The sequence below is a fragment of the Aurantimonas marianensis genome (genome assembly GCF_024195285.1).
GTDB classification, from domain to species: domain Bacteria; phylum Pseudomonadota; class Alphaproteobacteria; order Rhizobiales; family Rhizobiaceae; genus Aurantimonas; species Aurantimonas marianensis.
The window spans coordinates 1-11,766 of record NZ_JALHBS010000049.1 but is presented as its reverse complement, the minus strand read 5'-3'; the positions used below and the strand labels follow the sequence as shown (position 1 = coordinate 11,766).

Sequence of the window (11,766 nt, the reverse complement as noted above, 5' to 3'; positions counted from 1 at the left end):
CGGAACGCTGCGGCGTTCCGCCTCAATTTTCCGACGAAAGACAGTCTTTCAGCGAGGCCGCGAGGTTACCGATCAGCTCGAAATAGAGCTCCGGACCATCCTTCAGGGCGGCGCCTTCCGGATCGAGCACACCCGCCTTTGCATCGGTGCCCTCGATGATCACGTCGACCAGCGCCGGCTCGAATTGCGGCTCGGCGAAGACGCAGGTCGCGCCGACCGCCTTCACCTTGGCCTGAAGCGCGGCGACCCGCCGCGCGCCCGGGGGCGTCTCCGGGCTGACGGTGATCGAGCCAGCGGCCGGTATGGCGAAGCGGCGCTCGAAATACTGATAGGCATCGTGAAAGACGATGAAGGGTCTGCCCCTCACGCCGGCGAGATCGGCCTCGACCTCCGCGATCAGCCCGTCCAGTCGCGCCTCGAGCTTGTCGGCATTGGCCGCGTAGATCTCGGCATGGGCAGGGTCGGCGGAGGTGAGCGCCGTCTCGATCGCGCCGACCATCGCCTTGGCGTTCACCGGGTCGAGCCAGACATGCGTGTCGAACTGCTCGTCTTCGTGCGCCGCCTCGCTGGCGCTTTCGTCCTCGTGTGCGTCGGCCTCGAACGGCCCGCCCTCTCGCAACGATAATTTGTCGACGCCCGGCGCATCGACCAGCTCGACGCTTTTCGCTTGCGCCCCGAGCGTTGCGAGCGGCTTGACCAGAAACGTCTCCAGATAGGCGCCGGCCCAGAAGACGATATCGGCGGATTGGAGCGCCTCGGCCTCCGACGGCTTCATCCGATAGGTGTGCGGTGAGCCGGCGCCCTCGACGATCAGCGCCGGCTCGCCGACGCCCTCCATGACGCCGGCGACCAGCGAATGGATCGGTTTGATCGAGGCGACCACGGCGGACGCGGAGCCGGAGTCGCGCGCCTGGACGGTGGGCACAAGGAGGGAGAGGGCAGCGGCGAGAAAAAGCGGGCGAAGCAGCGGCATGGCGGGATCTTTCTGGACGATACACATTTCGGCGCGCGCTCGGGCGCCAGCGTTGATATGTTATGTCATTACGTACCGGTTGTGTAATGCTATAACGTTTGGCATAAGTCTCCGCAAGCCATCGTTTTCGGGCATCGAATGACCACTCGTTCCTCTTTTGACGACTCGACCCTCGTCGCAATGCGCGGCGTCGGTGTGCGCCGCTCCGGCGGCTGGATGGTGCGCGGCGTCGACCTGGCGCTGCGCCGGGGCGAGATCGTCACGCTGATCGGCCCGAATGGCTCCGGCAAATCGACGACCGCCAAGACCGCGATCGGCATCTTGAAGCCCGACGAGGGCACGGTCCGTAGGGCGAACCGGCTGACGGTCGGCTACGTGCCGCAGAAGCTGAGCATCGACTGGACGCTGCCGCTCAGCGTCGAGCGGCTGATGACGCTGACCGTACGGGCTTCGCGCGCGGCGGTCGCCGAGGCGCTGCATCGCGTCGGCATCGCCCATCTTGCCAAGGCCGAGGTGCATCGCCTGTCCGGCGGCGAGTTCCAGCGGGCGTTGCTCGCCCGCGCGATGATCCGCAAGCCCGATCTGCTTGTCCTGGACGAGCCGGTCCAGGGGGTCGATTTCACGGGCGAGATCGCGCTCTATGACCTGATCTCCGACATCCGCGACGCCGAGGGATGCGCGGTGCTGCTGATCTCGCACGATCTGCATGTGGTGATGGCCAAGACCGACACGGTGATCTGTCTCAACGGCCATGTCTGCTGCGAGGGGTCGCCGCAATCGGTCGCCAATTCGCCCGCCTACCAGCGCATGTTCGGCCCGCGCGCCTCCGAAACGCTGGCAATCTATTCGCACCATCACGATCACACCCATCTGCCGGATGGGCGGGTGCGTTTCGCCGACGGCACGATCGGCGACGAATGCAGCCTTCCGAAAGGCGGCGACGGTCACGATCATGCTCACGATCAGGGCCATGACCATGACGGACCCGCATCCCATCGTCCGAAGGATCGGGAGGCGGCCGATGTTCGATGATTTCTTCGTCCGCGCCGTTCTCGCCGGCATCGGCATCGCGCTGGTCGCCGGCCCGCTCGGCTGCTTCGTCGTTTGGCGGCGCATGGCCTATTTCGGCGATACCATGGCCCATTCGGCGCTGCTCGGCGTGGCGCTGTCGACGGCCTTCGAAATCGATCTGATGCTCGGCGTCTTCGCGGTCGCCGCTTTGGTCGCCGTCGCCCTTGTGCTGCTCGAGCGGCGTGGCGCGCTGTCGACCGACGCGCTGCTCGGCATTCTGTCCCATTCGACCCTGGCTCTCGGTCTGGTCATCATCGCCTTCATGACCTGGATGCGGATCGACCTGATGGGCTTCCTGTTCGGCGATATTCTGGCGGTCTCCCGCGTCGACCTTCTCGCGATCTTCGGTGGCGGCGTCGTCGTCCTCGCCGGTCTGGCGCTGCTTTGGCGTTCGCTGCTAGCGGCCACCGTCAGCGCCGAGCTCGCCGAAGCCGAAGGGCTTCGGCCGGAACGCTCGCGATTTCTCTTCATGCTGCTGATGGCGGTGGTCATCGCCATCGCCATGAAGATCGTCGGCATCCTCCTGATCACCGCGCTGTTGATCATCCCGGCGGCGACCGCGCGGCGCTTCGCTTCGACACCCGAGATGATGGCGCTTCTCGCCGCCTTCGTCGGCGCGGTCGCCTCGACCGGCGGCCTCTTCGCCTCGCTGAATTTCGACACGCCGTCCGGCCCGTCGATCGTCGTCGCCGCGCTCGTCCTCTTCCTCGCCAGCCTGCTGCCGGTGCCGGCGTTTGCCGGACGGTCGTTCGAATCCGCCGGAAAGACGACGCCATGACCGCCGCGCCGAAACTGACCCGGAATCAGACCCTGGTCCTGGACGCGCTGAAGGCGGCGGAAGAGCCGCTCAGCGCTTATACGATCCTCGATCGGCTCCGCGACGAGGGCTTCCGCGCGCCGCTGCAGGTTTACCGCGCCCTCGACACGCTGCTCGATCGCGGCGTCGTGCATCGCCTCGACAGCTTGAAGGCGTTCGTGCCCTGTGCCCATCCCCACGATCATCACGAGAGCGCCACGATCGCCTTCGGGATATGCGAGCAATGCGCCCGTGTCTGGGAGTTTTCCGATGCCGTAGTCGAGGAACGACTGCGCGGTTGGGCGAAAGCCGAGGGGTTTTGCCCGCGCCGCACGTCGATCGAGATCAACGGACTATGCTCCGATTGCGCGCGAGCCGCCGTCGTTTGACCGCCTTCCACCAAGACTCGTGGGTGTTCAGGCAGCGCAGCGAAGGCCTCGGCGCATTGCCTTGACAGGGTAGGGGATTTTCCCGCAAATCCGCGCCATCAGGCGACCGCGTGGCACAGGGAGGAGCCCTTGTCGGCGAATGTCGTCGCCGACCGGAGGAATCATGACGATCAGAACGCTAACCGCCGCCGGACTCGCCGCGCTTGTCGCCGTCTGGACGGCATCGACAGCCGATGCCGTCGAGCTGAAGCTCGGCTATTCTTTGTCCGAAACCTCGCATTAGGGCGTTGGCGCCACGGCGATGGCCGAGGAACTCGAAAAACTCACCGACGGCAAATTCACCGTCAAGCAATTCCCGGCGAATGCCCTCGGCGGCGAGCGCGAGATGGTCGAGGGCGCCCAGCTGGGCACGGTCGACCTGGTCATCACTTCGACTGGTCCTGTCGGCAACTTCGTGCCGGAGACATTGATCACCGACATTCCGTTCCTGTTCCGCGACTACGACCACGCCCACGCCGTGCTCGACGGGCCGATCGGCCAGGAATTGCTGGACAAGTTCCCCGACAACGGCCTGATCGCGCTCGCCTGGGGCGAGAACGGCTTCCGCAACCTGACCAATTCCAAGCAAGCGGTGGCGACGCCCGAAGACGCCAAGGGCCTGAAGATCCGCACCATGGAGAACCAGGTGCATATGGAGGCCTTCTCCGAGCTCGGCGTGCTGCCGACGCCGATGGCCTTTCCGGAGCTGTTCACCGCGCTCCAGCAGGGTACGGTCGACGGCCAGGAAAACCCGATCGGCGTGATCCTTTCGGCCAAGTTCGCCGAGGTTCAAAAGCACCTTTCGCTGACCAACCACGTCTATTCGCCCGCCCTGATCCTGATGTCTCCCTCCGCCTGGGACGGCTTGAGCGACGAGGAGAAGGAGGCGTTTCGCCAAGCCGCCAGGGCCGGCGCCGCCGCGATGCGCGAGAAGGTTCGCTCCGACGCCGATTCGGGCGTCGCCACGCTGAAGGAGGCGGGCATGGAGGTGACCGAGGATGTCGACCGCGCCGCTTTCGAAAAAGCGCTCGAGCCGTTGATGGCGAAATATGCCGAGCAGTTCGGTCAGGACAAGCTCGACGCCATCCGCGACACCGGCAAGTAATGTCCCGCTAGAATCGCGGCAGGGCCGGGCGGCGACGTCCGGCCCCGCCGTCTTCGACACAACCAACGACAAGGGCCATCGATGCTGACCGTCCTGCGCGCCGTCGATCGCTGGGTCCTGCGCCTTTCCTTGGGGACTGCCATGGCGCTTCTCGCGCTCATGTCGGTGATCACCTTCTGGCAGGTTCTCACCCGTTTCGTCCTGGAGCGCCCGTCGACCTGGTCCGAGGTGACAGCCCGTTCGCTGATGATCTGGATGGTCTATCTCGGCCTGGTGGCGTGTTTGCGGGCCGGTTCGCTGATCTCGGTGGATCTGTTGATCGCGCGCGTGCCGCCGGCGTCCCGCAAGTTTCTTGCCATCGCCATCGCCGGCGTCACGCTCGGCGTTCTCGGTGTCATGGTCTGGTACGGTTGGGCGATGACCGAGCGCACCGCGCGCCAGACGATCGCGGGCGTCAGCGATCCCTTCTTCGGCCAGAAGATATCCATCGGCTTCATCTACGCGGCGATACCGGTCGGGGCGGCGCTGTCGATCGTCGCGACGCTCGCCCGCCTCGCCGAGGAACTGACCGGCCATCTGGTCCACCGGCAGGGTCCTGCCACGCACGACGTCTGAGAGGCATCGATGTCCGGCTTCATGCTTCTCGCCCTCGTCGGCTTCTTCGCGCTCGGCCTGCCGATCGCGATCGCGATCGCCGCCGCCTCGATCGGCGGCATCGCCTTCTTCACCAGCCTGCCGCTGCTCGTCGTAGCGCAGAAGCTGATGACGACGCTGGATTCCTTTCCGCTGATGGCGGTGCCGTTCTTTATTCTCGCCGGCAACCTGATGGAAGCCGCCGGCATTTCCGGTCGTCTCGTCGAATTCGCCAAGACGATGGTCGGCGGCATCAGGGGTGGGCTCGCCGCATCCTGCGTCCTCACCTGCATGATCTTCGCCGCGGTCTCGGGCTCCTCCGTCGCCACGACCTTCGCGATCGGAGCGATCATCATTCCTGCGATGACCAGACACGGCTATCCGGCGGGATTCGCGGCGGCGCTGCAGGCAACCTCGGCCGAACTCGCGTCAGCGCCGAGGTCTCGATCGGCGATCTGTTCATCGCCGGCCTCGGACCCGGTCTGCTCATCGGGCTTGCCCTCATCCTTTTCGTCTACGTCTATTGCCGCAAGAACAACTGGGGCGAGCGCGACCACGAGGGTCGCCTGCCGTTCTGGCAATCGCTGAAGGCGGCGTTCCTGGCCCTGCTGATGCCCATTGTCATCATCGGCGGGATCTATGACGGCATCTTCACCCCGACCGAGGCTTCGGTCATCGCGGTATTCTACGCGCTGTTCATCGGCATGGTGGTCTACCGAACGATCAGCCCGCGCGATCTTCTGCCGGTGCTGCACCGTTCCGTGATCTCCTCGACGATCATCCTGTTCGTCATCGCCGCCGCCGGCCTGTTCTCCTTCCTGATCACGAGAGCCGGTGTGCCGGCCGCGATCGGCGAGTGGCTGGGCAGCGTGATGGAAGATCCGGTCTATTTCCTGCTCGCGGTCAACGCGTTCCTGTTCGTCGCGGGGATGTTCATCGAGACTTCCGCGGCGATCATCGTGCTGGCGCCGATCCTCGCCCCCGTGGCGATCTCCTTCGGCATCGATCCGGTGCATTTCGGCCTGATCATGGTGGTCAATCTGGCGCTCGGCATGATCACGCCGCCCTTCGGCGTCAATCTTTTCGCCGCGTGCCAGGTCGCCGGCATTCCATTCGAGCAGATCGTGCCGCGGTTGTTGCCCTTCGTTCTCGTTATCATCGCCTGCCTGCTGGTGATCAGCTACGTGCCGGCGATCTCCGTCGGGCTGCTGACGCTGTTGTAAGGGCAGGGCATCTCGGCGGGGGCGTGTAATGCGTTGGCGCTCGGTAGGTCAACTGGCGATCGGGCCGACGAAATCGCAATGATCGCTTGCGGCGCGAGGGCGGCCCCGTTATATACCGCGCCGCAGGTCACGGAGTGTAGCGCAGCCTGGTAGCGCACCTCGTTCGGGACGAGGGGGTCGCAGGTTCGAATCCTGCCACTCCGACCAGCCTCTCACGGTGCAGCCCGGAGATATGGGCACAGCTTGTATCGGAGACAGGAGCGGCAAGCTGTTGCCGAACCGGTTGCTGAGTTTCATTACCGGTCGATTGATCCGAGCTTGGGAGCCAAGGTACTGGGACTCCCGGTTCCTGAACGCCTCGATGGCGCCTCGCCCCGGGTCGAGGAGCTGTTTTTTCCGATTTACGCAGATGCGGCCGCGCTGTATCGATCGACGGATTGCCGCACCTTCGAATCTTGGGAATCAAGCGCCTGGTGGGCCAATTTCGCCATTTGCATTCCGTCTGGAGCATCCTGGCGGGCAAATGCCGAAATCAAAGAACCACTCGTAACTTCACGACTCTCGTGGATTTCTCGAATTGGACATTTGTTTCGGGGCCGCCGCACGCGGTTATCGAATGTAAGATTCAATCGACTAGTAGCCGACCGCCTGGCCGTCCTTGCGTGGGTCGGAGCCGGCGACATAGCCGCCATCAATGCGATGGACGATCTGGGCACCGCCGAAGCCGAACGCGACGGCGTCGCCGGTGTCGCGGACGACCTTGTGGCCCTTCGCCTCCAGCGCCGAAAGCACGGCGTCGCCCGCCGCTGCCTCGATCGCCACCTCGAGATTCTCCATCGCCCGCCAGCGCGGCGCATCGATCGCCGTCTGCGGGTCCTGCCCCCAGAGCTGGGTGCGCAGTACCATCTGCACATGCCCTTGCGCCTGAATCGGCCCGCCCATGACGCCAAAGCTCATCAATGGCTGACCGTCCTTCATCAGGAAGCCGGGGATGATGGTGTGAAACGGCCGCTTGCCGCCGGCCACCTCGTTCGGATGCCCCTTGGCCAACGAGAAACCATGTCCGCGGTTCTGCAGGCTGATCCCGGTTCCGGGGACGACGACGCCCGAGCCGAAGCCGGAATAATTCGACTGGATGAACGAGACCATCATGCCGCTCTCGTCACCCGCCGACAGATAGACCGTACCGCCATGCTTCGGCGCGCCGGCCTTGAAATCCTGCGCCCGAGCGGGGTCGACCAGCTTTGCCCGCTCGCCGAGATAGTCTTGATTCAGGAGATGCGTCGCTTCGACCACGCGCATATGCTCCCGGTCGGCAACGAACGCCCACATGTCGCGGAAGGCGAGCTTCATCGCCTCGATCTGCAAGTGCAAAGCCTCGACGCTGTCGGGTTCGAAACGCTCGATGCCGAGGTGCTTCAAAATGCCGAGCGCCATCAGCGCGGCGATGCCCTGACCATTCGGCGGAATCTCGTGCAGATCGACCTCGCCGAAGCGCTGCTTGATCGTTCCGCACCAGTCGTTCTCGTGCGAGGCGAGATCGTCCTCGGTCATGGCGCCGCCGTGCTCCCTGGCGAATGACGCGATGCGGGCCGCGAGTTCGCCGCGATAGAAGGCCTCGCCCTTGGTCTCGGCGATCAGCCGTAGGGAGCACGCCAGATCGTCGCTGCGAAAGAGCGTACCGGCGACGGGCGTGTGTCCACCGGGCATGAAATGTTCGGCAAAGCCCGGCTGCTTGTGAAGGAGTTCGCCGCCCCTTGCCCAAAGCTCGGCGATGATCGGGGAAACCAGGAAGCCGTTCGCGGCATAGCCGATCGCCGGCTCGATCAGTGCCTCGAACGGCAGTTTGCCGAACCGCGCCGACAGGTCGCGCCAGGCGGAGACGGCACCGGGGACAGTGACGCTTTCCCAACCGCGCAGCGGCATCGTGTCGTGACCGGCGAAGCGATCCGGCGTCCACGCCGCCGGGCTGCGGCCGGACGCGTTGAGGCCATGCAGTTCCTTGCCATCCCACAGGATCGCGAAGGCGTCGCTGCCCAGTCCGTTGCCGGTCGGCTCGACCACGGCGAGCACGGCCGCCGCCGCGATCGCCGCGTCGACGGCGTTGCCGCCCTTGGCGAGCATCGAAAGCCCGGCTTGCGAGGCGAGAGGCTGCGAGGTCGAGACGACATTGCGGGCGAAGATGGGCGAACGGCGGGACGCATAAAGCGCGTCATGGCGATAATGCATGGGTGAGGTTTCCTCGCGGTGATATTGCCGACGTCATGACTGACTCGGCGCCAGCATGCTCTTGCGGCCCTTCATGTAAGCGCGAGCACTCCAGGCAATCGAAAGAACCGCCGCGATCAAAAGGAAGGCCGAGATCGGGCGGGTGAAGAAGGTCGTCCAATCGGCGTCGCTCATCAGGGCGCGGCGCAAATTGGTTTCCGCGATCGGACCGAGGATCACGCCAAGCACCAGCGGGGCCAAGGGGTAGTCCAGCTTCTTCAGGACATAGCCCAGCAATCCGACGAAGCCGAGCAGATAGACATCGGTGATGCGATTGTTGAGCGCAAACGCGCCGACCACACAGAAGGCGGTGACCACGGGAACGATCACAAATTTCGGAATTTCCGTGACACGCAGGAAGAAGCGCATCGTGGTGAGGCAGATGATCAGCATCATCAGGCTCGCCACCACCATAGCAATGAACATGCCGTAGACGAGGTCGCCATGTTCCATGATCAGACGCGGACCGACACTGATCCCATGCACCATTAGCGAGCCCATCAAGATGGCGTCTACCGCCGACCCGGGGATGCCGAGCGCGATCAGCGGGATCAGGCCGCCGCCGGAGGTCGCGGAATTGCCGGCCTCCGAAGCAACGACGCCGTCTGCGATTCCCGTACCGAATTTTTCCGGAGTCTTCGATGCCCGCTTGGCCTGGTCGTAGGTCAACAGGTTGGCGATCGAACCGCCGGCCCCGGGAACGGCGCCGACGAAAACGCCGAGAAGCGAGGATCTCACGAGGTTGCCCGGGCGCGCCAAGACTTCCTTCATGACCGTCCATGTATGGAAATCGATCCGGCCCGAGATCAACGCGGCATCCTCCTTGACCGCCGCCGGATTCTCAAGCTCGCTCATCAGCTGGCTGATTGCGAAGATCCCGATCAGCACCACGAGGAACGGCAGGCCGGGCGCCAGCATCTCGATATCGAAGGTGAAGCGCGGCCGCCCCATCATCGGGTCTGGCCCGATCACCGCTATCGCCAGACCGATGACGCCAGCGATCAGTCCGCGCAGCAGCGACGCGCCGACCAGACTGGCGACGATCGTCAGCGCGAAGACGATCAGCGAGAAATATTCCCATGGCCCCAGGCGAACGGCGATGACCGCCAGCGGCGGTGCGGCGACGATCAGAACGAGCGTCGAGACGATCGTCCCGAAGAACGAGGCCCAGATGCCGAGCGAGAGGGCGCGACCGGGCTCCCCGTTGCGCGCCATCGGAAAGGCGTCGAAGGTCGTGGCGACCGACGAGGGCGTACCGGGAATGCCGAGCAGCGCCGCCGAGATGAGCCCGCCGGTGTAACCACCGACATAGACCGAGAGCATGACGGAGATGCCCTGCAGTGGCGGCATGGTGAAGGTCAACGGCAGCGTCAGGACGATCGCCATGGTGACGGTGAAACCGGGGATCGCCGCCGCTATGATACCCGCCAGCGAGCCAAACGCCATGTAAAGAAGAGTGTCGGGAGCCAGTACCTGGACAAGCCCGAGCAGAAAATCGTCCATCTACGAAGTTCCTCGCGCTCAACCCAACAGGCCGCGGGGCAGAAAAACGGTAAAGCCTTCGGCAAACAGCCAGTTCAGACCAAACGAGAAGACGATGGCGATCACCAGCGCGGTCACGATCGTCCGACGGTCGCGCGGCGCCACGATCAGTTGCGCGACGAGAAGGAACAGGAAGGTCGCGATCGAGAAGCCGAGCGTCCGCAGGCCGGCGAGGTAGAGGCCGAAAGCCAGGAAGACGAGGAGCACCAGCCGGTGCGCCACGATGAAGGCGCGGATGCGGGCGGCCAGGCCGTGCGGCCTTCCCCAACGCGACAAACGTCGAGCCGACAGCGCGATCGCGATCACACACAAGGCGGCTAGCAAACCCATGACGAGCTTCGGGAACGCGCCCGCGCCGAGCGGCTCCCATCGCGATACCGGGAGGCCGGTAGCGGCGAAATAAAGGCCTGCCGCCACGATCAGAAAGACGACGTAGGAAGCCAGTTTGGCGACTTCGCCGGCGATCTCTTCGTTGGACACCTTCGGGGATGCCGCGTAGGCGGCATCCCCGTCAGAGATTTGCTTGTCCGGAGCGATCATCCCGCGAGACGGCCCACCAGGCGATCGATGGTCGCGTCGAGTTTTTCCAGATAGGTCCGGTATTCGTCCTGGCCGCGAAAGTCGACCTCGGCGCCGGCATTGTTGATCTGCTCGATGTAACCCTTGTCCTGCGACAGCTTCTCGAGCGCGGATTCCATGGTGTTCCGCGCCTCTTCCGGCGCTCCCTTGGGCATGACGATGCCGCGGGTGATGGTCAGTTCGAGGTCATGGCCGAGTTCCTTCAGCGTCGGCACGTCGGGGGTGGCGTCCAGGCGCTCGGCGGCGCCGGTGGCCAGGAAACGCAGATCGCCGTTCTTCACGAACTCCAACGACGAGGAGATGTCGCCGATTGCCGCGTCCAGATTGCCGCCGACGAGAGCCCGGATGCGCTCGCCGGTTCCCTCGTAGCCGACATAGGACAGCTCGATGCCCGCCGCGTCCTCGATCATCGCCGCATGCAGATGCGGGACGCCGCCGAGCGTGACGCCGGTCTTGATCTCGCCGGGGTTTTCCTTGGCGTAGGCCACGAAGTCCTCGAACGTCTTCCATGGGCTGTCCGCCCGCACCACCAGATATTGCGGCGACGACGTCATCAGCGCGATCGGGTCGAACGTATCCCAGTTGATATCCGTCAGGCCGGTCTTGTTGGCGACCGGCAGCCCTTCATGCACCTGGCTGATCGTATAGCCGTCGGCCGCCCGCTTGCTTGCCTCGGTCAGGCCGACGGTGCCACCGACGCCCGGCATGTTGATCACCGCCAGGGGCTGACCGAGAAATGGCTCGGCATTGTTGGCGACGATGCGCATCAAGGTGTCGCTGCCGCCACCCGGACCCCACGGCACAATGAATTCGACGGCCCGCTCGGGATAGTCCTGAGCCTGGGTGGCTGCGGCCAGACCCGTCAGCGTCGAAAGCGACACGGCGCCCGCGATAACCAGATTTTTCAGATTGACCAGCATGATTGTCTCTAACTTTCTTTCTCCGGAAGGCCCGCCGACCCTTGCGCGTCGGCGACCTCCAGTGATCTCTGTGGGGATGGGCGACTGGCTGCATGGTCATCGCCGCCCCCGGCTACAGGTGACGGGAAGCCTAAGTGGTATACCTGATATTGGCAAGCCATGCTGCGGGCCCCCAGGCTCTCGATGTCTCGCCTTGCCAGCTGTCCGGATTGACCTCGGCTATGCTTT

At 64.6% G+C, this 11,766-nt stretch carries 10 protein-coding genes, 1 tRNA gene and 1 pseudogene; 7 read left to right on the top strand and 5 right to left on the bottom strand.

All coding sequences use genetic code 11. From position 1 onward, the window contains the following. Positions 1–22: 22 nt before the first annotated feature. Positions 23–973: a zinc ABC transporter substrate-binding protein gene (locus MJ956_RS09315; protein WP_253964199.1), complete on the bottom strand. Its 951-nt coding sequence runs from the start codon at positions 971–973 to the stop codon at positions 23–25. Between the two features lie 138 nt (positions 974–1,111). On the opposite strand from MJ956_RS09315, the gene MJ956_RS09310 reads away from it, so the two are divergent. From MJ956_RS09310 to MJ956_RS09280, 7 genes and pseudogenes are all read left to right on the top strand, one after another. Continuing rightward, complete coding sequence (locus MJ956_RS09310; RefSeq protein WP_253964198.1) at positions 1,112–2,005, top strand: ATP-binding cassette domain-containing protein; 894 nt, start codon at positions 1,112–1,114, stop codon at positions 2,003–2,005. Next, a complete protein-coding gene (locus MJ956_RS09305) occupies positions 1,995–2,822 on the top strand; it encodes a metal ABC transporter permease (protein ID WP_253964197.1) in 828 nt (275 codons plus the stop codon). Before MJ956_RS09310 ends, MJ956_RS09305 begins: the two co-directional genes overlap by 11 nt. Beyond that, positions 2,819–3,229, top strand: a complete 411-nt coding sequence (locus tag MJ956_RS09300; protein WP_253964196.1) for a Fur family transcriptional regulator — start codon at positions 2,819–2,821, stop codon at positions 3,227–3,229. Before MJ956_RS09305 ends, MJ956_RS09300 begins: the two co-directional genes overlap by 4 nt. A gap of 301 nt (positions 3,230–3,530) precedes the next feature. Continuing rightward, positions 3,531–4,373 carry a TRAP transporter substrate-binding protein gene (locus MJ956_RS09295; protein WP_253964195.1) on the top strand — a complete coding sequence of 281 codons (843 nt, stop codon included), beginning with the start codon at positions 3,531–3,533 and terminating at the stop codon, positions 4,371–4,373. Positions 4,374–4,454: 81 nt separating this feature from the next. After that, on the top strand, positions 4,455–4,988 hold the full coding sequence (locus MJ956_RS09290; RefSeq protein ID WP_253964194.1) for a TRAP transporter small permease: 534 nt from the start codon (positions 4,455–4,457) through the stop codon (positions 4,986–4,988). 9 nt (positions 4,989–4,997) lie between these two features. Next, positions 4,998–6,229, top strand: a pseudogene (locus MJ956_RS09285) (TRAP transporter large permease). A gap of 130 nt (positions 6,230–6,359) precedes the next feature. Continuing rightward, a tRNA-Pro gene (locus tag MJ956_RS09280) sits at positions 6,360–6,436 on the top strand. Between the two features lie 426 nt (positions 6,437–6,862). Here the strand turns inward: MJ956_RS09280 and MJ956_RS09275 are convergent. From MJ956_RS09275 to MJ956_RS09260, 4 genes are read right to left on the bottom strand one after another with little or no spacing between them, the layout of a single operon-like run. Further along, on the bottom strand, positions 6,863–8,458 hold the full coding sequence (locus tag MJ956_RS09275) for a gamma-glutamyltransferase family protein (RefSeq protein ID WP_253964193.1): 1,596 nt from the start codon (positions 8,456–8,458) through the stop codon (positions 6,863–6,865). 33 nt (positions 8,459–8,491) lie between these two features. Further along, positions 8,492–10,000, bottom strand: a complete 1,509-nt coding sequence (locus MJ956_RS09270; RefSeq protein WP_253964192.1) for a tripartite tricarboxylate transporter permease — start codon at positions 9,998–10,000, stop codon at positions 8,492–8,494. 18 nt (positions 10,001–10,018) lie between these two features. Continuing rightward, positions 10,019–10,519: a tripartite tricarboxylate transporter TctB family protein gene (locus tag MJ956_RS09265; RefSeq protein ID WP_253964191.1), complete on the bottom strand. Its 501-nt coding sequence runs from the start codon at positions 10,517–10,519 to the stop codon at positions 10,019–10,021. Positions 10,520–10,575: 56 nt separating this feature from the next. Beyond that, positions 10,576–11,538: a Bug family tripartite tricarboxylate transporter substrate binding protein gene (locus tag MJ956_RS09260; protein WP_253964190.1), complete on the bottom strand. Its 963-nt coding sequence runs from the start codon at positions 11,536–11,538 to the stop codon at positions 10,576–10,578. Positions 11,539–11,766 lie beyond the last annotated feature (228 nt).